The sequence below is a fragment of the Burkholderia sp. E168m15 genome, assembly GCF_016586105.1.
In the GTDB taxonomy this organism is placed as follows: Bacteria; Pseudomonadota; Gammaproteobacteria; order Burkholderiales; family Burkholderiaceae; genus Burkholderia; species Burkholderia orbicola.
Genome location: NZ_BCPO01000089.1, coordinates 1 through 20945, shown reverse-complemented (window position 1 = coordinate 20945; position 20945 = coordinate 1). Strand labels below are relative to the sequence as shown.

The 20945-nt window shown below is 68.5% G+C and carries 20 protein-coding genes; 12 read left to right on the top strand and 8 right to left on the bottom strand.

Annotated features, from left to right (window positions below; translation table 11 throughout):
- Positions 1-36 precede the first annotated feature (36 nt).
- From JMF86_RS15220 to JMF86_RS15195, 6 genes are all read left to right on the top strand, one after another.
- Positions 37-1665, top strand: a complete 1629-nt coding sequence (locus tag JMF86_RS15220; protein WP_054928152.1) for an ABC transporter substrate-binding protein — start codon at positions 37-39, stop codon at positions 1663-1665.
- Positions 1666-1783: 118 nt separating this feature from the next.
- Positions 1784-2794, top strand: coding sequence for an ABC transporter permease subunit (locus JMF86_RS15215; RefSeq protein WP_011546430.1), 1011 nt, complete (start codon positions 1784-1786; stop codon positions 2792-2794).
- A gap of 4 nt (positions 2795-2798) precedes the next feature.
- On the top strand, positions 2799-3716 hold the full coding sequence (locus JMF86_RS15210) for an ABC transporter permease subunit (RefSeq protein ID WP_006489141.1): 918 nt from the start codon (positions 2799-2801) through the stop codon (positions 3714-3716).
- Between the two features lie 2 nt (positions 3717-3718).
- Complete coding sequence (locus tag JMF86_RS15205) at positions 3719-4717, top strand: ABC transporter ATP-binding protein (protein WP_023476351.1); 999 nt, start codon at positions 3719-3721, stop codon at positions 4715-4717.
- The gene (locus JMF86_RS15200) at positions 4714-5730 is read left to right on the top strand and encodes a peptide ABC transporter ATP-binding protein (RefSeq protein WP_006477544.1); all 1017 of its coding nucleotides are present in this window, start codon (positions 4714-4716) and stop codon (positions 5728-5730) included. Before JMF86_RS15205 ends, JMF86_RS15200 begins: the two co-directional genes overlap by 4 nt.
- Positions 5723-6868, top strand: a complete 1146-nt coding sequence (locus tag JMF86_RS15195) for a TraB/GumN family protein (protein WP_006477545.1) — start codon at positions 5723-5725, stop codon at positions 6866-6868. Before JMF86_RS15200 ends, JMF86_RS15195 begins: the two co-directional genes overlap by 8 nt.
- Before the next feature lie 557 nt (positions 6869-7425).
- Here JMF86_RS15195 and pxpA read toward each other — a convergent pair.
- From pxpA to pxpB, 3 genes are read right to left on the bottom strand one after another with little or no spacing between them, the layout of a single operon-like run.
- Positions 7426-8190 carry a 5-oxoprolinase subunit PxpA gene (pxpA, locus tag JMF86_RS15190; RefSeq protein WP_006483671.1) on the bottom strand — a complete coding sequence of 255 codons (765 nt, stop codon included), beginning with the start codon at positions 8188-8190 and terminating at the stop codon, positions 7426-7428.
- A gap of 55 nt (positions 8191-8245) precedes the next feature.
- Positions 8246-9313 (bottom strand): biotin-dependent carboxyltransferase family protein, encoded by a 1068-nt coding sequence (locus JMF86_RS15185; RefSeq protein WP_201317037.1) that lies wholly within the window; start codon positions 9311-9313, stop codon positions 8246-8248.
- Entirely contained in the window at positions 9310-9966 is a 657-nt protein-coding gene (gene pxpB, locus JMF86_RS15180) for a 5-oxoprolinase subunit PxpB (RefSeq protein ID WP_006477548.1), read from the bottom strand. Before pxpB ends, JMF86_RS15185 begins: the two co-directional genes overlap by 4 nt.
- 149 nt (positions 9967-10115) lie before the next feature.
- Between pxpB and JMF86_RS15175 the strand changes: the two genes are divergently transcribed.
- Positions 10116-10628: a winged helix DNA-binding protein gene (locus tag JMF86_RS15175; protein ID WP_006483173.1), complete on the top strand. Its 513-nt coding sequence runs from the start codon at positions 10116-10118 to the stop codon at positions 10626-10628.
- A 73-nt stretch (positions 10629-10701) separates the two neighbouring features.
- On the opposite strand, the gene JMF86_RS15170 is transcribed toward JMF86_RS15175, so the two are convergent.
- Positions 10702-11310 carry a 5-formyltetrahydrofolate cyclo-ligase gene (locus JMF86_RS15170; RefSeq protein WP_125380953.1) on the bottom strand — a complete coding sequence of 203 codons (609 nt, stop codon included), beginning with the start codon at positions 11308-11310 and terminating at the stop codon, positions 10702-10704.
- Positions 11311-11318: 8 nt separating this feature from the next.
- Between JMF86_RS15170 and JMF86_RS15165 the strand changes: the two genes are divergently transcribed.
- From JMF86_RS15165 to JMF86_RS15150, 4 genes are all read left to right on the top strand, one after another.
- Positions 11319-13271: a lytic transglycosylase domain-containing protein gene (locus tag JMF86_RS15165; RefSeq protein WP_034174350.1), complete on the top strand. Its 1953-nt coding sequence runs from the start codon at positions 11319-11321 to the stop codon at positions 13269-13271.
- Positions 13272-13322: 51 nt separating this feature from the next.
- Entirely contained in the window at positions 13323-14282 is a 960-nt protein-coding gene (locus JMF86_RS15160; protein ID WP_201317036.1) for a complex I NDUFA9 subunit family protein, read from the top strand.
- A 64-nt stretch (positions 14283-14346) separates the two neighbouring features.
- Positions 14347-14994: a glutathione S-transferase family protein gene (locus JMF86_RS15155; RefSeq protein WP_054928148.1), complete on the top strand. Its 648-nt coding sequence runs from the start codon at positions 14347-14349 to the stop codon at positions 14992-14994.
- Positions 14991-16232 carry a multifunctional CCA addition/repair protein gene (locus JMF86_RS15150; protein ID WP_027810239.1) on the top strand — a complete coding sequence of 414 codons (1242 nt, stop codon included), beginning with the start codon at positions 14991-14993 and terminating at the stop codon, positions 16230-16232. Before JMF86_RS15155 ends, JMF86_RS15150 begins: the two co-directional genes overlap by 4 nt.
- A 50-nt stretch (positions 16233-16282) precedes the next feature.
- Here the strand turns inward: JMF86_RS15150 and JMF86_RS15145 are convergent, their stop codons facing one another.
- A complete protein-coding gene (locus tag JMF86_RS15145; protein WP_054928147.1) occupies positions 16283-17062 on the bottom strand; it encodes a helix-turn-helix domain-containing protein in 780 nt (259 codons plus the stop codon).
- 365 nt (positions 17063-17427) lie between these two features.
- Between JMF86_RS15145 and JMF86_RS15140 the strand changes: the two genes are divergently transcribed.
- The gene (locus tag JMF86_RS15140) at positions 17428-19278 is read left to right on the top strand and encodes a M24 family metallopeptidase (protein ID WP_054928146.1); all 1851 of its coding nucleotides are present in this window, start codon (positions 17428-17430) and stop codon (positions 19276-19278) included.
- Between the two features lie 57 nt (positions 19279-19335).
- On the opposite strand, the gene JMF86_RS15135 is transcribed toward JMF86_RS15140, so the two are convergent.
- The 3 genes from JMF86_RS15135 to flgA form a co-directional block, all read right to left on the bottom strand.
- Positions 19336-19776, bottom strand: coding sequence for a flagella synthesis protein FlgN (locus tag JMF86_RS15135; RefSeq protein ID WP_006477557.1), 441 nt, complete (start codon positions 19774-19776; stop codon positions 19336-19338).
- A 76-nt stretch (positions 19777-19852) separates the two neighbouring features.
- A complete protein-coding gene (gene flgM, locus JMF86_RS15130) occupies positions 19853-20182 on the bottom strand; it encodes a flagellar biosynthesis anti-sigma factor FlgM (RefSeq protein WP_011546419.1) in 330 nt (109 codons plus the stop codon).
- A gap of 117 nt (positions 20183-20299) precedes the next feature.
- Positions 20300-20945: flagellar basal body P-ring formation chaperone FlgA (gene flgA, locus JMF86_RS15125; RefSeq protein ID WP_201317035.1), on the bottom strand; the 646-nt coding region annotated here is incomplete at its 5' end.

The following is a 20945-nucleotide window of genomic DNA, read 5'->3' as shown; positions in this document are numbered from 1 at the left end:
GCGGGGCCGGTTCCGATCTGGAGACCTGGAGGAAACATGGAATACAACCGTCTGTTGCACACCCTGCGTGTTACCGCCATGGCAGGCGTGGCAGCGGCATCGCTCGGCGTCGCGGGCTCTGCATTCGCACAGATCCCGAACAAAACGCTCGTCTACTGCTCAGAAGGCAGCCCGGCGGGTTTCGATTCCGCGCAATTTACGACCGGCGTGGATTTCACCGCCGCCACGTTCACCGTCTACAACCGCCTCGTCGAATTCGAGCGCGGCGGCACGAAGGTCGAACCCGGCCTCGCCGAGAAGTGGGACGTGTCGTCCGACGGCAAGGTGTACACGTTCCACCTGCGCCACGGCGTGAAGTTCCACACGACCGACTTCTTCAAGCCGACGCGTGAATTCAACGCGGACGACGTCGTGTTCTCGTTCGAGCGCATGCTCGACCCGAACAATGCGTTCCGCAAGGCGTACCCGGTGTCGTTCCCGTACTTCACCGACATGGGCCTCGACAAGCTGATCACGAAGATCGAGAAGGTCGATCCGTACACCGTGAAGTTCACGCTGGCCGAGCCGAACGCGCCGTTCATCCAGAACATGGCGATGGAATTCGCGTCGATCCTGTCGGCCGAATACGGCGACCAGCTGATGAAGGCCGGCAAGGCCGCCGACATCAACCAGAAGCCGGTCGGCACGGGCCCGTTCATCTTCCGCAGCTACACGAAGGACGCGACGATCCGCTTCGATGGCAATCCTGATTACTGGAAGAAGGGTGCGGTGAAGCTGTCGAAGCTGATCTTCTCGATCACGCCGGACCCGGGCGTGCGCGTGCAGAAGATCAAGCGCAACGAATGCCAGGTGATGAGCTATCCGCGTCCGGCCGACATCGCGACGCTGAAGGCCGATTCGAACGTCGACATGCCGTCGCAGGCCGGCTTCAACCTCGGCTACCTCGCGTACAACGTCGAGCACAAGCCGGTCGACAAGCTCGAAGTGCGTCAGGCGCTCGACATGGCGATCAACAAGAAGGCGATTCTCGAGTCGGTCTACCAGGGCGCCGGCCAGGCCGCGACCGCACCGATGCCGCCGACCCAATGGTCGTACGACAAGAACCTGAAGATGGCGACCTACGACACCGCGAAGGCGAAGGCGCTGCTCGCGAAGGCCGGCTTCCCGAACGGGTTCGAGATCACGCTGTGGGCGATGCCGGTGCAGCGCGCGTACAACCCGAACGCCCGCCTGATGGCCGAGATGATCCAGGCCGACTGGGCGAAGATCGGCGTGAAGGCGAAGATCGTCACGTACGAGTGGGGCGAGTACATCAAGCGCGCGCACTCGGGCGAGCAGGACACGATGCTGATCGGCTGGACGGGCGACAACGGCGACCCCGACAACTGGCTCGGCACGCTGCTCGGCTGCGAGGCGATCAAGGGCAACAACTTCTCGCACTGGTGCTACAAGCCGTTCGACGAGCTGGTGCAGAAGGGCCGCACGACGACGGGCCAGGACGCGCGCACGAAGCTCTACACGCAGGCGCAGCAGATCTTCGCGCAACAGCTGCCGTTCTCGCCGATCGCGAACTCGACGGTCTACCAGCCGGTGCGCAAGAACGTGGTCGACATGCGTATCGAGCCGCTCGGCTATGCGCGTTTCGACGGTGTCAGCGTGAAGTAACCCGGCTGGCGTAAGCTGTCGTCATTGAGAAAACCGGCTTGAAATCATCCGGCGACGAGGGGTCAAAAGCCCCTCGTCGCCGGTCGCACATTTCCCACAAGAAAATACGAGACGCATCATGCTCAGATTCGTGTTGCGCCGCGTGGGGATGGTGATCCCGACTTTCATCGGCATCACCATCCTGGCGTTTGCGCTGATTCACCTGATACCGGGCGACCCCATCGAAGTGATGATGGGCGAGCGCGGCGTCGATCCCGCGATGCACGCGGAGGCGATGAAACGCCTCGGGCTCGACGAGCCGCTGCCGCTGCAGTATCTGCACTACATCGGCCGGGCGCTGCATGGCGACCTCGGCATGTCGATCATCACCAACACGAGCGTCGCGGGCGAGTTCTTCGCGCGCTTCCCGGCGACCGTCGAACTGTCGCTGTGCGCGCTCGTGTTCGCGCTCGCGGTCGGCCTGCCGGCCGGGGTGATCGCCGCGCTGCGGCGCGGCTCGGTCATCGACCACGGCGTGATGGGCACCGCGCTCACCGGCTACTCGATGCCGATCTTCTGGTGGGGGCTGATCCTCATCATGGTGTTTTCGTCGACCCTCGGCTGGACGCCCGTGTCGGGGCGCATCGCGGTCGAATACGATTTCCCGCACCCGACCGGCTTCATGCTGATCGACGCGCTGCTCGCGCCGGACGAAGGGTCGTTCAAGTCGGCGGTGAGCCACCTGATCCTGCCCGCGATCGTGCTCGGCACGATCCCGCTCGCGGTGATCGCGCGGATGACGCGCTCGTCGATGCTCGAGGTGCTGCGCGAGGACTACATCCGCACCGCCCGCGCGAAAGGGCTGTCGCCCGTGCGCGTGGTCGTCGTGCATGCGCTGCGCAATGCGCTGATCCCGGTCGTCACGGTGATCGGCCTGCAGATCGGCACGCTGCTTGCTGGCGCGGTGCTGACCGAGACGCTCTTTTCGTGGCCCGGCGTCGGCAAGTGGCTGATCGATGCGATCGGCCGCCGCGACTATCCGGTCGTCCAGGGCGGCATCCTGCTGATCGCGACGCTCGTGATCGTCGTGAACCTGGTCGTCGACCTGCTGTACGGCGTGCTGAATCCGCGCATCCGCCACACGAGGTAATCCCATGAGCAATCTGCAAAATACCCTGCCGACCGAATCCGCGCCGGCCGGCGGCCGTGCGCTCGCGCTGCGCGAGTTCTGGGCCAACTTCTCGCGCAACCGCGGCGCCGTCGGCGCGGGCATCGTCGTGATCGTGCTGATCGCAGTCGCGTTGCTCGCGCCGCTGATCGCGCCGCACAGCCCGGTCGAGCAATACCGCGACTACGTGAAGATTCCGCCCGCGTGGCTCGCCGGCGGCAACTGGCAATTCATCCTCGGCACCGACGAAGCGGGCCGCGACATCCTTTCGCGGCTGATGTTCGGCGCGCGGATGTCGTTCTGGATCGGCTTCGTGTCGGTCGTGCTCGCGCTGATCCCCGGCATCGTGCTCGGGCTGGTCGCCGCGTTCTTCCAGAAGTGGGCCGACACGCCGGTGATGCGCATCATGGACGTGCTGCTCGCGCTGCCGTCGCTGCTGCTCGCGGTCGCGGTCGTCGCGATCATCGGCCCGGGCCTCACCAACACGATGTTCGCGATCGCGATCGTCGCGCTGCCGGCCTACGTGCGTCTCACGCGTGCGTCGGCGCTCGGCGAGCTGCAGAAGGAATACGTGACCGCGTCGCGCGTGGCCGGCGCCGGCACGCTGCGCCTGATGTTCTCGCAGGTGCTTCCGAACTGTACGGCGCCGCTGATCGTGCAGGCGACGCTCGGCTTCTCGTCGGCGATCCTGGACGCGGCCGCGCTCGGCTTCCTCGGCCTCGGCGTGCAACCGCCCACCGCCGAGTGGGGCGCGATGCTGGCCTCGGCACGCGACTACATCGACAACGCGTGGTGGATCGTGACGATGCCCGGCCTGTCGATCCTGATTTCGGTGCTCGCGATCAACCTGCTCGGCGACGGGCTGCGTGACGCGCTCGACCCCAAGCTGAAACGGATGGCATGACTATGACCCAGAATCTCCTGACCATCCGCAATCTCGCGGTGAACTTCAACGGCCTGCCCGCGGTCGACCGGATCAACCTATCGGTCGCGCCGGGCGAGGTGGTGGGCGTCGTCGGCGAATCGGGCTCGGGCAAGAGCGTGACGATGATGGCGCTGATGGGCCTGATCGACGCGCCGGGCAAGGTGACGGCAGATGAAGTCACGTTCAACGGCGTGGATCTCTTGAAGGCGTCGCCGAAGGCGCGCCGCAAGATCGTCGGCAAGGACATCGCGATGGTGTTCCAGGACGCGCTGACGAGCCTGAACCCGAGCTACACGGTCGGCTACCAGATCAAGGAAGTGCTGAAGCTGCACGAAGGGCTGCGCGGCGACGCGCTGCACCGGCGCGCGCTCGAACTGCTCGACCAGGTCGGCATTCCCGATGCGAAGAACCGCATCGCGTCGTTCCCGCACCAGATGTCGGGCGGGATGAACCAGCGCGTGATGATCGCGATGGCCGTCGCGTGCAACCCGAAGCTGCTGATCGCCGACGAGCCGACCACCGCGCTCGACGTGACGATCCAGGCGCAGATCATGGATCTGCTCGTGAAGCTGCAGAAGGAGCGCGGGATGGCGCTCGTGCTGATCTCGCACGATCTGGCCGTGGTGTCGGAGGTCGCGCATCGCGTCGCGGTGATGTACGCGGGCGAGATCATCGAGACTAACCGCGTGCCCGACATCTTCCGCGCGCCGCATCATCCGTACACCGAAGCGCTGCTCGCGGCGATTCCCGAGCACAATCAGGGGGCGCGTCGCCTTGCCGCATTGCCGGGCATGGTGCCGGGCCGCGATGATCGCCCGTCCGGGTGCCTGTTCGCGCCGCGCTGCAAGTACGTCGTCGACGATTGCCGCAAGGCGCGGCCGGCGCTCGACACGCTGGTGCCGGCCAACGATGCGATGCGCGCGCGCTGCATCAAGCCGCTCAATGTTTCCAACCTCGACCTGACGGGAGGCGCACGATGAATGCAGTCAATGAAACGCCTCGCGCTTCGCACGACGAGGAAGCGGTACTGGTGGCCGACGGCCTCGCGAAGCACTATTCGGTGAAGCGCGGGATGTTCGGGCAGGGCACGGTGAAGGCGCTGAACGGCGTGTCGTTCTCGCTGAAGCGCGGCAAGACGCTCGCCGTCGTCGGCGAGTCGGGCTGCGGGAAATCGACGCTCGCGCGCCAGCTCACGATGATCGAGACGCCCACCGCGGGCAGCCTGACGATCGACGGCAAGAACGTGGCCGGCGCGAGCCGCGACACGGTCGCCGACCTGCGCCGCCGCGTGCAGATGGTGTTCCAGAATCCGTTCGCGTCGCTGAACCCGCGCAAGACCGTCGAGCAGACGCTTTCCGAGCCGCTCGAGATCAACGCGAACCTGACGGCCGCCGAGCGCGCCGCGCGCATCGCGCAGATCATGCGCACGGTCGGCCTGCGCCCCGAGCACGCGAAGCGCTATCCGCACATGTTCTCCGGCGGCCAGCGCCAGCGGGTCGCGATCGCGCGCGCGATGATCCTCGATCCGCGCATCGTCGTCGCGGACGAGCCGGTGTCCGCGCTCGACGTGTCGATCCAGGCGCAGATCCTGAACCTGTTCATGGATCTGCAGGAGCAGTTCAAGACGAGCTACGTGTTCATCTCGCACAACCTGTCGGTGGTCGAACACGTTGCCGACGACGTGATGGTGATGTACTTCGGCAGCGTCGCCGAGCTCGGCGACAAGGCGACGATCTACGCACGGCCGCGCCATCCGTACACGCGGGCGCTGATGTCGGCGACGCCGGCGATCTTCGAGGAAGATCGCCGCGTGCAGATCAAGCTGCAGGGCGAACTGCCGTCGCCGCTCAATCCGCCGTCGGGCTGCGCGTTCCACCAGCGCTGCCCGTACGCGGTCGAGCGGTGCCGCGTCGAGGAGCCGCAATTGCGCGAAGTGGACGGCCGGCGTGTAGCCTGCCATCGCGCCGAGGAGGTCGGGGAGGAGAATGCCTGAAGCGTTGGCGGCGCGCGTGTCCGGCGTGCGCCGTGCGGGGGCAGGCGGCGCGCGCGTGATGCGCGCGTACCGCTACGCGCGGCGCTGGAGCGTGCGTACCGTCACGGGCGCGGCGCTGGCCGGCGCGTGCGCGGCGGCCAGCGTCGTGGTCCCCGTTGAGCCGGTGCGCGCCGAGGGGCGTGCGCCGGCGACTTCGCCGATTCGTCCGTCGCAGGTTCCGCCGCCCGGCATGAGCCTGCCGGGCTTCCATACGCCGGCCGTGTCCGACGGCACCGTGTCGCGCGGCACCGTGCGCGTGCAGCCGGCGCGCATGCCGTTCTACGTCGCGACCAAGGGCAAGGTCACGCTCTACGTGCTCGGCACGCTGCACACGGGCGACCCGTCCGATTACCCGAGCGCGCAGCCGTTCCGGCCGCGCATCCTCGCGGCGCTCGCCGCGTCGCCGACGCTCGCGCTCGAGCTGTCGCCCGACGATCTGCTCGAATCGCAGGACGACGTGTCGAAGTACGGCGTGTGCCGCTACCCGTGCCTGCAGCGCCTGCTGCCCGAGCCGCTGTGGCAGCGGCTCGCGGCGCGCCTGCGCGGCAACCCGGCCGCGCTCGCCGAGATCCGCAAGATGCGGCCGTGGCTCGCGGCGCTCGTCGTCGAGACCTACGATTCGCTGTCCGCGGGCCTGCAGACCGAATACGGTACCGAGGCGCAACTGCAGAACGTGTTCCTGAAGAAGAAGGGCGGCCGCGTGATCGGACTCGAGACGCTCGCCGAACAGATGCGCGCGTTCACCGGGCTGACGCTGGCCGAGCAGCGCGAGATGCTCGCGCAGGACATGGTGCAGACGCCCGCGCAGAACGCCGACGACATCAAGGCACTGCACCGGCTGTGGCGAATTGGCGACGCCGATGCGATCTCGGCGTGGGCCGTCGCGAAGAGCGAACGGCTCGCCCGTTCGAAGGCGTTGTCGGCGTCGCTCGACAACAAGATCGTGTACGAGCGCAACCGGCGCTTCGTTGCACGGATGACTGCAATCGCCGCGCCGAACCGGCCGCTGTTCGTCGCGATCGGCGCGCTGCATCTGGGTGGCCCGCGCGGCGTGCTCGAATTGTTGCGCCAGCAAGGATACCGGGTCGACGCGAACTGATCGCGCCCGGCTACCGCACTGATCGTCCCCTGTTTGATCGACGTCGCGCGTACCGTGCGACACGCCTGCGCGGTGGTGCCGGTCGATAAGGAAAACCCTTGAATCGTCGGAAAATAGCGTTTAAAACGATTGACATCCCGTTCGGCCAATATCTATTCTTCACCCCACAAGTTGAAAAAATGAAAAGAATAGATAAGTTCTACGGGGTAGCAGAAATAAAGCGCGGGGTGAGCGTCGCCGGCACGTGAAGCACGTGCCGGCCGCGGAGAGTCTGCATGCACGGCGGGGCCAATCATCGTCGAACAACACATGCATGCGGGCCGACTTGCACATAAGCGACGTTCCGTCGTCTGACCGGGGAAGGCAGTGATCGGGCGGCGGCGGACGTTTTTTAATCCGGAATATTTTTCCGGTCACCGTCGAAAGACGGTTTCGGGGGGTGAATCGACAGACGGCGAAGCCGCACCGATTGCACCAACGGAAAAGCGCCACGAGGGCGCTTTTTTCTTTGGTGCGACGAAAACGTGCGGCGCGCGGGCCCTGCGCCGAATGCTGCGTTACGCGCCTTCGTCGGCCTGCAGCGCGCCGGGCGCCACGACGTCGACGCCGGCGGCCTCGAGCGCCGCGCGGATTCGCTTCGCGAACGCCAGCGCATGCGGCCCGTCGCCATGCAGGCAGACGGTCTGCGCATTGAGCGGCACCCATTCGCCGCTCAGCGCGCGCACCTGCCGGTTGCGCACCATGTCCAGCGTGCGCGCGAGCACCGCATCTTCGTCGTCGATCAACGCGCCGGGCAGACTGCGCGGCACCAGCGAGCCGTCCGCGCGGTAGCCGCGATCGGCGAACACTTCCTCCACCGCCGCGAGCCCCGCCTGCCGCGCGGCCGCGATGAACACGCTGTTCGCGAGCCCGAACACCGCGAGCGACGGATCGAAATCGTGGATCGCGGACACCACCGCGTCGGCGATCAGCGGGTCGCGCGCGGCCTGGTTGTACAGCGCGCCGTGCGGTTTTACGTGCGCGATGCGGCCGCCCTCGGCCTGCGCGATCGCCGACAGCGCGCCGAGCTGGTACAGCACGCCCGCGTAGATGTCGCCGGCCGGCAGCTGCATTTCCTTGCGGCCGAAATTCTCCGGATCGTGGAAGCTCGGATGCGCGCCGATCGACACGCCTTTCTGCACGGCCCAGCGCACGCAGTCGCGCATCGCATTCGCGCCGCCTGCGTGCCATCCGCATGCGATGTTCGCCGACGTGACGAGGTCGAGCAGCGCCTCGTCCGATCCGCATCCTTCGCCGAGATCGGCATTCAGATCGATTTCCATATGTTCCTCGTCCACTGGTTGCGTGGCGCGTCCTTCGCGACTGCTTCCGCCATTGTCACGCCGCGCGCGATTGGGCGCGGCGGCGCGCTTCCTCTCGCATCTCGATCGCGACGTCGATCTGCCGCAGGTACGCCCGTTCCGCGACGAGGGCGGCGCGCGCGGCGTCGAGTGTCGTGCGCACGAAGCGGATCGGCAGGTTGAGCCGTGCCTGCGCGAGCTTCCACAGGTCGGCGCGGATCACCGTGCCGATCTTCGGGTAGCCGCCGGTGGTTTGCGCGTCGTGCATCAGCACGATCGGCTGGCCGTTCGGCGGCACCTGGATCGTGCCGGGCAGCACCGCATGCGACAGCAGCTCGACCGGCCGCTCGCGCACGAGCTCGGCGCCGGCGAGCCGATAGCCCATCCGGTTGCTGTTCGCGGTGACGAGCCATTCCTCATCCCAGAACGCCTGCTGCGAATCGGCCGCGAACGACGCGTAATCGGGGCCCGGCAGCACGCGCACGGGCATCGCCCACGGCGCATGCACGGGGCGGTGACGGCGCGGCGGCTCGTCGACGCGCACGAACGCGCACCACGCCGGCGCCTTCACGCCGAATTCGGGCGCATCGGCCGCGAGGCAGCCCGCGCCGGCCGGCGGCACGCCGACCGGAAGCCGGTCGCCGTCGCGCAACGTGCGGCCGCCGAGGCCGCCGAAGCGCGACGCGAGATCGGTGCTGCGCGAGCCGAGCATCGGCAGCACGTCGATACCGCCCGCGATGCACAGGTAGCCGCGCATGCCGCGTTTCGCGGCCGGCAGCACGAGCGTCTGCCCGGCGCCGACCGGCAGGCTCCACCACGAATGCACGGGCTGGCCGTCGAGCGTCGCGCCGAACTCGGTGCCGGTGATCGCGATGCGCGTGGCGCGCGTGAAGCGGAACGTGGCGGGGCCGATCGTGATTTCGACGGCCGCCGCGTCGGGGCGGTTGCCGACCAGCCGGTTGCCGACTTCGAGCGCGAGGCCGTCGAGTGCGCCGCCCTGCGCGACGCCGAGATGGCGCGTGCCGCGGCGGCCGAGATCCTGCACGGTCGACAGCGGGCCGGCCCGCACGACCTCGATGGTGCCCGGTGCGTTGCTCTGGGTCATCGTGCGTCGACTCCCGCAATGGTGAAGCGCACGCGGTCGCCGGGCAGCAGCAGCGTCGGCTGCGGCCGCGCCGGATCGAACAGCACCTGCGACGTGCGGCCGATCAGTTGCCAGCCGCCGGGCGACGTGGCCGGGTAGATGCCGGTCTGCGCGCCGCCGATGCCGACCGAGCCGGCCGGCACCTCGAGGCGCGGCGCCGCGCGGCGCGGCATGTGCAGCGCGGCGTCGAGGCCGCCCAGATACGCGAAGCCCGGCTGGAACCCGACGAAGAACACGACGTAGGCGCCGGCCGCGTGGCGCGCGACGACCTCGTCGGCCGACAGGCCCGTGTGGGCGGCGACGGCCGCCAGGTCGGGGCCGGCGGCCCCGCCGTACTCGACCGGGATCTCGACCTCGCGGCCGTCCGCGTGCTCGACGTCGGCGGTTTCCCACGCGTCGCGCAGCGCGGGCGTGAGCGAGTCGGCCGTCGCGGCGAGCGCGTCGAACACGATGGTCAGGTTGTTCATGCCGGGGACGACGTCGATCACGTCGGGCCACGCGCGCGCGGCCTCGGCCACGGCCCAGACGCGGCGCTGGCAATCGAGCGTGGCGGGCGGCGGCACCTCGCAGACGAGGGCGGCATCGCCGAGCGGATAAATGCGGGGTTGCGTCATCGGACTGGCACGGTTCGGACGGCAATGTTAGCGCACATTGTCAATAAAATATCGACAACTTCTCAATAAGCGTTTTCGCCTAGCTCGTAGGCCGGGGCTTCTGGCGTACACTCGGGCACATCCTGTCATCCGGCTTGCGCCGCCTTTCCATGAAGCGTCCTGCGACCAAGATCGTGTCATCCGAACACCTCGTTTCCGATTCGAGCGCGGAGCTGTCGGAGCTCGAATACGGGCTCATCATGGCCGGCAACGCGTTCAACCGCTGGATGGTGCGCTGCATGTCGGCGGCGGGCGCGAAGGACATGACGGCGGTCGAGGTCTCGCTGTTGCATCACGTCAGCCATCGCGAACGCAAGAAGAAACTCGCCGACATCTGCTTCGTGCTCAATATCGAGGATACGCACGTCGCGACCTATGCGCTGAAAAAACTGATCGCCCGCGGCTATGTGAAGAGCGAGAAGAACGGCAAGGAAGTGTTCTTCTTCGCGACCGACGCGGGCCGCGACCTGTGCCTGAAGTACCGCGAGGTCCGCGAGCATTGCCTGATCGAGACGCTGAAGGACAGCGGCCTCACCAACGAGCAGATCGGCGACGCGGCGCAGTTGCTGCGCCACGCATCGGGCCTCTACGACACGGCCGCGCGGGCGGCGGCGTCACTGTAAACGATCGCGGAAACGGTCGGTCGCCGCGACACGCTCGCGGCAAGCCGCGACGATCGCGGCGCCGCCCACGTCATCATTCGGCGGCCGGGTAAAGCGCACCGTCGGTGACGATCCAGCGCAACGCGAGATCGTGCGCTTCGGCCGGCAGCGCATCGACGCGGCACGCTTCGTACGCGATGCCGACCGTCACGGGCAGCGTGTCGCCCGGCCAGGCAGCGAGCGTGCGGTCGTAGTAGCCGCCGCCGTAGCCGAGCCGGTAGCGCTGCGCATCGAATCCCACGCAGGGAATCAGCAAAAGATCGGGCACGACGACGATTCCCGACGTGGGTTCGGGAATCCGGTGATGACCTTCGCGCATCGGCGTGTGCGCATCCCATGCATGGAAGGCGAGCGGCGTGTGACGTTCGCCGATCACCGGCAGCGCGGCGCACCGGCCGGCGCCCGCCGCACACCATGCGAGCACCGCGTCGCGCGCATCGAATTCGCCCGGCAGCGGCCAGTAGAACCCGACCGTGCGCGGCGCCAGACGGTCGAGCAACGTGCGCAGCCGCGCGTCGAGCGCGGCGTTCGCGGCGGGTTGCGACGCGGCGTCGCGACGGGCGCCGGACAGCGTTTTGCGCAGCGCAACCTTCGGGTTCGGCACAGGGTTGCGTGCTATGCTTTCGCTCACTTCGTGCTCCATTCAAAACGATGTCGAACAGCCTTTTCCGAGTATATCGCGCGGTCGCGCTGGCGCTTTCCGCCGCCGCGCTCGTCGCGGGCACGGCCGCATGTGCCGCACCGAACGACGACACGCTCGCCGGGGATGACCAGATCTTCGTGCAGCTTCGCGAAGCCGCACGCCGCAACGACGCCGCGAAGGCCGCGCAGCTCGCGTCGATGATCCCGAACTATCCGGTGCCGTCCTACGTCGAGTATTTCCAGATCAAGCCGCAGCTGTTCGATTCGACGGGCCGCGCGCGCGTCGATGCGCCGGACGCGCCCGTGCAGTCGTTCCTGCAGCGCTACGATGGCCAGGCGATCGCCGATCGCCTGCGCAACGACTACCTGCTCGTGCTCGGCGCGCGCCACGACTGGCGCAATTTCGACGACCAGTACAAGCGCTTCGTGCTCGACGACGACACGCAGGTCAAGTGCTATGCGCTCGAATCGCGCGCGGCGCGCAACGAGAACGTCGCCGATGCGGCGCGCGCGCTGCTCGTCGAGCCGAAGAACTACGGCGATGCGTGCGTCGACCTGATCACCGCGCTCACCGTCAATCAGCAGTTCACGAGCGACGACGTGTGGCAGCAGGCGCGCCTCGCGTACGAGCAGAACTACACGACGCTCGGCGGCAAGATCGTCGACGCGCTCGGCCCGCGCCCCGTTGGCTTCGACCAGGCGACGAGCGCGCCGCCGCTGTATCTCGCGCGCGGCGTCGGGCCTGACGCCGCGTCGCATCAGCTCGCGCTGATCGCGCTCGGCCGCATGGCGCGCAACGATCCGGACGCGGCCGCCGGGATGCTGACGACGGTCGCGCCTTCGCTGACCAAGCAGGAACAGGCGATCGCGTGGGGCGCGATCGGCTACCAGGGCGCGATCAAGCGCTCGCCGATGGCGTCGGTCTGGTATGCGAAGTCGGCGAACGCGCCGCTGTCGAACCCGGGCTACGAATGGCGCACGCGCGCCGCGCTGCTCGCCGGCAACTGGCCGATGGTGCGCTGGTCGATCGAGCAGATGCCGCCGTCGCTGCGCAACGATCCGGCGTGGATCTACTGGCACGCGCGCGCGCTCAAGCAGAGCGGCGACACGCTGCAGGCGAACCAGGAATTCGAGCAGGTCGCGGGCCAGTTCAACTTCTACGGGCAGTTGGCCGGCGAAGAGCTCGGCCAGCGCACGACGATCCCGCCGCGCACGAAGGTGAGCGACGCCGAGATCGACGCGATGGGCAAGATTCCGGGCTTCGCGCTCGCGCAGCGCTTCTATGCGCTGAACCTGCGCCTCGAAGGCAATCGCGAATGGAACTGGCCGCTGCGCGGGATGACCGATCGCCAGCTGCTCGCGGCCGCCGAATACGGCAAGCGCGTCGAGCTGCTCGACCGCACGGTCAACACGGCCGACCGCACGAAGGCCGAGCACGACTTCACGCTGCGCTATCCGTCGCCGTACCGCACGACCGTCGAGCGCTACGCGCAGTCGACGGGCCTCGACGTCGAGTGGGCGTACGGGCTGATCCGCCAGGAATCGCGCTTCATCATCAGCGCGCGTTCGTCGGTGGGCGCGGGCGGCCTGATGCAGCTGATGCCGGCGACGGCCCAGATGGTCGCGAAGAAGCTCGGCATGGGCACGATCTCGCGTGCGCAGATGCATGACATCGACACCAACATCCAGCTCGGCACCTGGTATCTGGCGGACATCTACAACAACTTCGACAGCTCGCCGGTGCTCGCCACCGCCGGCTACAACGCGGGCCCGGGCCGGCCGCGCCAGTGGCGCCAGGTGTTGACGCAGCCGGTCGAAGGCGCGATCTTCGCGGAGACGATTCCGTTCAACGAGACGCGCGACTACGTGAAGAACGTGCTGTCGAATACCGTCTACTACGCGGCGCTCTTCGAGGGCAAACCGCAGTCGTTGAAGAAACGTCTAGGCATGATCTCGCCCTGATACACGAACTGCCGCGCGAGACGCGGCAGTGTTCTTTTTAGGACTCGAACAATGGATCGCCAGACCGTCGCGCTGCTGGGCGGCACCGGCTTCATCGGCAGCCGGCTCGTCAGTGCGCTGATCGATGCCGGCAAGCACGTGCGGATCGGTACGCGGCGGCGCGACCACGCGCGCCACCTGCAGATGCTGCCGGTCGACATCGTCGAGCTCGACGCGCTCGATACGCGCACGCTCGCACGCTTCGTCGCCGGCGCGCACGCGGCGATCAACCTGGTCGGCGTGCTGCACGGCGGCCGTGGCACGCCGTACGGGCCGGGCTTCGAGCGCGCGCACGTCGCGCTGCCGGCCGCGCTGGCGACCGCCTGCAGCGAGGTCGGCGTGCGGCGCCTGCTGCACATGAGCGCGCTCGGCGCCGATTCGCACGGCGCGAGCATGTACCAGCGCTCGAAGGGCGACGGCGAAGCCGCGCTGCATGCGGTCGCGGCCACCGATTCGCTCGCGCTGACGATCTTCCGTCCGTCGGTCGTGTTCGGCCCCGGCGACGCATTCCTCAACACGTTCGCGAACCTGCAGCGCACGGTACCCGTGCTGCCGCTCGCGATGCCCGACGCGCGCTTCCAGCCGGTGTTCGTCGGCGACGTCGTGCGCGCGTTCGTCAACACGCTCGATCTCGTCGGCGCGCACGGCAAGACCTACGAACTCGGCGGCCCGACCGTCTACACGCTCGAGCAACTGGTGCGCTACTGCGGCACGCTGGTCGGCCGGCAGGCACGCATCGTGCGGCTGCCCGACGTGCTTGCGCGGCTGCAGGCGAGCGTGTTCGAATGCCTGCCGGGCGAGCCGGTGCTCACGCGCGACAATCTCGCGACGATGTCGGTGCCGAACGTGCTGTCGGGGCCGCTCGCGCCGGAACTCGGGCTCTCGCCCGCGAGTCTCGAAAGCATTGCGCCCGCGTATCTCGGCGAAGCGACGACGCGCTCGCGGTTCGACTGGTTCCGCTCGCGTCGCTAATACCCGCGGGGTGCCGCCGGTCGGCGCCTTTCTTTTCCTTTTTCGCATTTTCCGGAACCCCGTCATGAAGCTCGTCATTGGAGACAAGAACTACTCGTCGTGGTCGATGCGGCCGTGGCTGCTGCTCGCGCATTTCGGCATCCCGTTCGACGAGATCGTGGTCGAGCTGCGTCGCGACGACACGGCCGCGCGCATCCGCGAATACTCGCCGACCGGCAAGGTGCCGTGCCTCGTCGACGATCACGGCTTGGCGATCTGGGATTCGCTCGCGATCGCCGAGACGCTCGCCGAGCGCTATCCGCAATTCCCGATGTGGCCGGCCGACCCGCTCTCGCGCGCGCATGCGCGCTGCGTGTCCGCCGAAATGCATTCGGGCTTCGCGGCGCTGCGCACGCAGATGGGCATGAGCATCCGCGCGTCGATGCCGGGGCGCGGCGCGACGCCCGATGCGCTCGCCGACGTCGCGCGCATCGACGCGCTGTGGAGCGAATGCATCGAGGCGTCGGGCGGGCCGTTCCTGTTCGGCGAATTCGGGATCGCCGATGCGATGTATGCGCCGGTCGTGATGCGCTTCAACACGTATGCGCCGGCGCTGTCGCCGGAGGCGGCCGGCTATGCGGCGCGGGTGACCGCGCTGCCGGCCGTGCAGCGGTGGATCGATGCCGCGCGCCGTGAAACCAACGTGATCGCCGAATACGAGCCGCAGCCATGAACATCTACGCAGTAGGCGGCGCGATCCGCGACGAATTGCTCGGCGTGCCGGTGCAGGACCGCGACTACGTGGTGGTCGGCGCGACGCCCGAGCAGATGACCGCGCAGGGCTTCCGGCCGGTCGGCAAGGATTTCCCGGTGTTCCTGCATCCGCAGACGCAGGAGGAGTACGCGCTGGCGCGCACCGAGCGCAAGACGGCGGCCGGCTATCACGGCTTCCAGTTCCACTACGCGCCGGACGTGACGCTCGACGAGGATCTCGCGCGGCGCGACCTGACGATCAACGCGATGGCGCGCGAGGTGAGCCCGGAAGGCGCGCTGGTCGGCCCGGTGATCGATCCGTTCGACGGGCAGGCCGACCTGCGTGCGCGCGTGTTCCGGCACGTGAGCGACGCATTCGTCGAGGACCCGGTGCGAATCCTGCGCATCGCGCGCTTTGCCGCGCGGTTCGCGGATTTCACGGTGGCGGACGAAACGCTCGCGCTGATGCGGCGGATGGTCGATGCGGGCGAGGTCGACGCGCTCGTGCCAGAACGCGTATGGCAGGAAATCGCGCGCGGGCTGATGGAAGCGAAGCCGTCGCGGATGTTCGCCGTGCTGCGCGACTGCGGCGCGCTCGCGCGCATCCTGCCCGAGGTCGACGCGCTGTGGGGCGTGCCGCAGCGCGCCGATTACCACCCGGAAGTCGATACCGGCGTGCACGTGATGATGGTCGTCGACTACGCGGCGAAGCAGGGCTATTCGCTGGCGGTGCGCTTCGCGGCGCTCACGCACGATCTCGGCAAGGGGACGACGCCCGCGGACGTGCTGCCGCGCCACGTCGGCCACGAAAGCCGCAGCGTCGAGCTGCTCAAGCCGTTGTGCGAGCGGCTGCGCGTGCCGAACGAATGCCGCGATCTCGCGCTGGTGGTCGCGCGCGAGCACGGCAACCTGCATCGCGTGATGGAGATGGGCGCGGCCGCGCTGGTGCGGCTGTTCGAGCGCAGCGACGCGCTGCGCAAGCCGGCGCGCTTCGCCGAGCTGCTGCAGGCGTGCGAATCGGATGCGCGCGGCCGACTCGGGCTCGATGCGCAGCCGTATCCGCAGGCCGAGCGGCTGCGCGTCGCGCTCGCGGCGGCGCGCAGTGTCGACGCCGGCGCGATCGCGCGCGGCATCGGCAACGATACGGAGAAGATCAAGGAAGCCGTGCATCGCGCGCGGGTCCAGGCCGTCGCGCAGGCGCTCGCGATCGGCGAGTAGTCGGCAAGGAGCAGGCAAGTAGCAGGCGCGGCCTGCGCGCCGGCCAGCCGTTACTGTTTCTTCTTGCGCGCCGGAGTCGCGGCCGCCGGGCGTTTGCCGGCGGCCGCGCGCGGCTTCGCCGCCGCCTTCTTTTCGGCTGCGCCGGCCCTGGACGGCCGTGCCGCGGCGGCGTCGCGGTCATCCCGCTTGGACGCCGGCGCGCGCCGGCTCACGCGCGGCTCGCCGGGCTTCGATTGCCTGATTTCCGTCGTCGCGGATACGAATTCCGCACCACTGTCGTCGAACAGCGGCAGCGTGCTGACGGTGATCAGCTCGGCCGGCCCGTCGCCGACATTGGCCACGCGATGCCGCTTGCGCGCGTCGAAGTGCAGCGAGTCGCCGGGCGTCAGCGGGTAATTCTTCTTGCCGACCGTGTAGCAGATGCGGCCCGCCAGCACGTACACGAATTCGTCGCCGCCGTGCGCGACCCATTCCGACCGGTAGCCTTCCATCATCTGCACCTTCAGTGCGTTGATCTGGCTGCCGTCGAACGTGGTGGACAGCCGCTCGTACCACTGCGACGCGGCGTCGAGCGCGTACGGCTTGCGGCTGCCCTCGTGCGAATCGGGCTGCGCCTGGCGCGGCTGCTCGATCAGCGTGCCGAGCGGCACGCCCAGCGCCTTCGCGACGTTGACGAGCGACGACAGCGAGATGCCCGTCAGATGGCGCTCGACCTGCGACAGGAACCCGACCGACAGGTTCGCTTCGGTCGCCACTTCCAGCAGCGTCTTCTTCGCTTCCCGGCGCAGGCGGCGAATGCGCTGGCCGATACGCATGAGGTCTGAATCCATGAATCTCTTTCGTGGCAACGAGTCGGGGCGCGGGCAATGGGGCCGTGCGGCCGCCCGGGGCGGCGAGGCCGGCGCATTGTACCGCGCAGCGTCGCGAGGGCGAATCGGCGTTGTGCCGGAATCCGCAGGCGGCACGCCGATTTTAGTCCTACGAAAATCTTGGCTTGACCTCGATTTCGACGTGCTCTAGATTCTGTCGCGCATCAAACAAAGTTAAGTGAGACAAAAATTTTACCGAAGGCCTGCCTCCCGGCCGGCGGCGCGGCCCGGCCGCGCGTGACCTGCGCCGCAACGACGTGCCGTGCCCGGCGCGCGATGCCGCGGCACGCCGCCGGCCGCTGACAACAATGAATAACGGGCATCCGATGATCGATCGACTGAAATACAGCTTCTCCGGCCTTCCCCCGTACGACGCGTCCGTCGCCGACACGCAGGCCGGCCTGTCGCGCCTGCTCGATGCCGCGCGACTCGATGCGGTGCTGATCACGTCGCAGGACGAATACGTGACCGAGTACCTGCCGCGCGGCAACAACCCGCGCTACGCGGTGTCGGGCTTCGACGGCTCGGCCGGCTGCGGAATCTTCCTGAGCGCGGCGACCGCGCAGGCGCTCGATCTGCCGCCGTTCGTGCTGTTCGTCGACGGCCGCTATCACTTCCAGGCCGACGAGCAGTGCGATCCGGCGCGCGTGCGCGTCGAGAAGCTCGGCATGAACGTGACGATCTGGCAGGCGATGGCCGACTGGCTGCTCGCGCACGCGAGCCGGCTCGCGCGGGTCGGCTACGACGCGCGGCGGATCAGCGTCGCGCAGCGCAACCGGCTGTTCGAGCAGACGCAGGCCGCGTCGCTCGACTGGACGAGCCTCGCCGAGCGCGAGATCGACCGGGCGATAGCGCTGCCGGGCTGGAACGTCGAGCGGCCGATCTTCGAGATCCCGGCAGCGATGACCGGCCTGAGCGTCGTGCAGAACCTCGACGCGCTGAACCGCCGGCTCGCCGCGCATACCGGCGCGGCCGACGGCAAGACGGCGTTCTTCACCTGCGCGTCGGACGATCTCGCGTATCTGCTGAACAGCCGCGGCTATCACATCCCGAATGCGTCGTCGCACCTCGGCTTCCTGTTCGCGGTCGGCGGGCGGGTGGCTTTGTTCCTCCCGGAAGGCTGCGACCGCTGCGAGGTCGCGCTCGATTCGTATCCGGCGCTGCAGGTGATCCGGCGCGACGTCGCGGCGCTCGAGCGCTTTCTCGCGCAGTTCGCCGTCGAGCACGTGTGCTACGGCTTCGAATCGGTGAACTGCGCGCTCGTCGACGCGGTGAAGCGGGTGTGGCCGCACGCGCGGCATGCCGATTTCAACCCGGTCGAGGCGATGCGGGCGAGCAAGACGCCGGCGGTGCTCGGCCAGTTCCGCGACGCGTTCGCGCGCAGCTGCGCGGCGATCGCCGAGACGATGCGTTGGGCCAAGACCGGCGAACCGGGCGTGCGCCACACCGAGTACGACCTCGCGCGCAGGATCAACGACGCGTACGGCGCACGTTCGGCGGTCGCGCTGTCGTTTCCGTCGATCGCGGCGAACGGCGCGAACAGCGCGTTCGCGCATTACACGGCGGCGAGCGCCGACGTCGAGCTGACCGAAGGCGAACTCGTGCTGCTCGACAGCGGCGCGTACTACGAAGCCGGCTTCGCGACGGACTGCACGCGCGTCGTGCTGCGCCGCACGCGGCCGGACACGGTCGCGCAGCCGTGGCAGCGCGAGATCTATACGGTCGCGCTGAAGGCCTGCATCAAGGGGCTCGTCACGCGCTTTCCGGCCACCGCGACGGGCGGCGACGTCGATGCGCTGGTGCGGCAGGTGTGCCGCGACCATGGCCACGATTTCGGCCACGGCACCGGGCACGGCGTCGGGATTCACGTGCACGAGGGCGGCGTGCGGTTCGCGCCGGGCGCGACGTACGGGCTGGTGCCGAATGCGGTGATTTCGGTCGAGCCGGGCATCTACCTGCCGGGCAAGGGCGGCGTGCGGATCGAGAACATCGTGATCGTGCGGGCGGACGACGCGCAGCCCGGCACCGTGACGTTCGAGAACATCGTGACGGTCGGCTACGACTGGGACCTGATCGATCTGGATCTGCTGGACAACGCCGAGCGTGCGTACCTGCGCGACTACGAGCGGCTGTGCGTGGAACGCGGTACGCAAGTCACCGCGTGTCCGCTGTTGTAACGAAGGGGAAGGCGGAAGCGCGGCCGCCGGTCGGCCGCGCGGCGCGCCGTCAGCCGGTCAGCGCGTGAGCGCCGACACGCGTCCGTCGGGGCCGTACACGCCGGCCGGCGCGGGCGCCGAGCGCAGCACCGCGAGCGCGCGCTCGTTGTAGTCCATCCGGATCCGGATCAGCATCCCGTTGTTCGCGTTGGCCTGGCGCGCGCGTTCGGCGGCCTGTTGCAGCAGTTGCCAGCGGCTCGCGAGGCGCGCGTCGCGCTCGGCCGCCTGGTCCATGCCTTTCTTGCCGGCCGGAAAGCCGAGCGCGGAAAGCTGCGTGTCGCGCGTGCGTTCGAGCTGCGCGAGCCGGTCGATCAATGCGCTTTTCTTCTCGACGATCCCGGGCAGCATCTCGAGCGGCTCGGCCGTCGTCAGCGCCTTTTCCTCGTAGACGAGCAGGGACGCGAACGCTTCGACCGTCGCGTGTTCGTCGTTGACCGTGGCCAGCAGCTCTTCTCTCATCGCGTCATGCTCGTCACGCCGGTGCGCGGGATGGCCGCACGCCGGCAAACCGGGTGAACCGGCCACGAGGCCGGGATTAGCTGCCCTGCGGGCGCTGCTGCTGCAGCAGTTCGCGGGCGGTGTTCAATACGCCGTCGGCAATCTTGTTCGCGTCGATCGTCAGCGTGCCGTTGTTCAGCGCGTCCTTGATCGACTGGACCAGGCCCGTGTCGATATCGGCGTCGCCCGACGCGGAGACCGAACGCAACTGGCCGGACAGACCCGACAGGTTTACGGTCGTGTCGCCGCCGCTCGATCCTGCATCGGCTGCCTGCGCGGACGACTGGGCCGTGCCGGACGGCGCACGGGCCGCGCCGTTGCCGGTCGGCGCGAGGGGGCTCGGTTTCGGAGTGGAATCGATCTTCACGATGGGTTTCCTGTACGGTTTGACCCAGATAACGGCCGGGTCGGCCCGAACTTTAGCATCGCGAGCCCGAAATGCTCCGAATAAACAATTCTTTACATTCTTGCGGCAGATCCGTCCCTACAGCGGAATTTCCACGGTGCCGGCGTCCTTGACGATCGCCGTGACGATCTGCCCGGCCGCCATCCGCACCCGTACCGACTGGCCCGGCGCCGCATTCGCGAGCACGCTGCCTTCGGCCGAAATCGTGAAGCCGGGGCCGGCCGCGACGACCCGTACCGTCTGGCCGGCCGACACCGACGCCGCGCTCTTCAGCATGTCCTGCCGCAGCGGCAGCCCGGCCGAGATGCGCGCGAGCGCGGTTGCGCCGATCGCCTGCGCCGGATCGGTGATCACCGCGAGCGGCATGACCGTCAGGTCGCCGTCGCGTGCGACCAGGTCGGCCGCGGAGAGCGGCTCGCCGGGCGCGATCTGGCGCGCGGCGACGTAATAGGTGGCCTGCACGGCGACCTTCGCCTGCAGGTAGACGGTCCACGGCCGCTCGCCGGCGCAGCGCACGCCGACCGTCGTGCGGCCCCACAGGCGCGCGCCGGTCGGCAGGAACGGTTCGAGCGTCGTGCACGCGGCGAGCCCGCGCGGAAAGGCGGTCGTGACCGTCGCGGTGGTCTTGCCGGGCAGGCCGGCGATCTGCTGCTGCAGGAACGCGAGCGCCGCGCGCCGGATCGTTTCGGGGTCTTGCTGGCCGGGCGGCGTCGCGGGCTGGGCC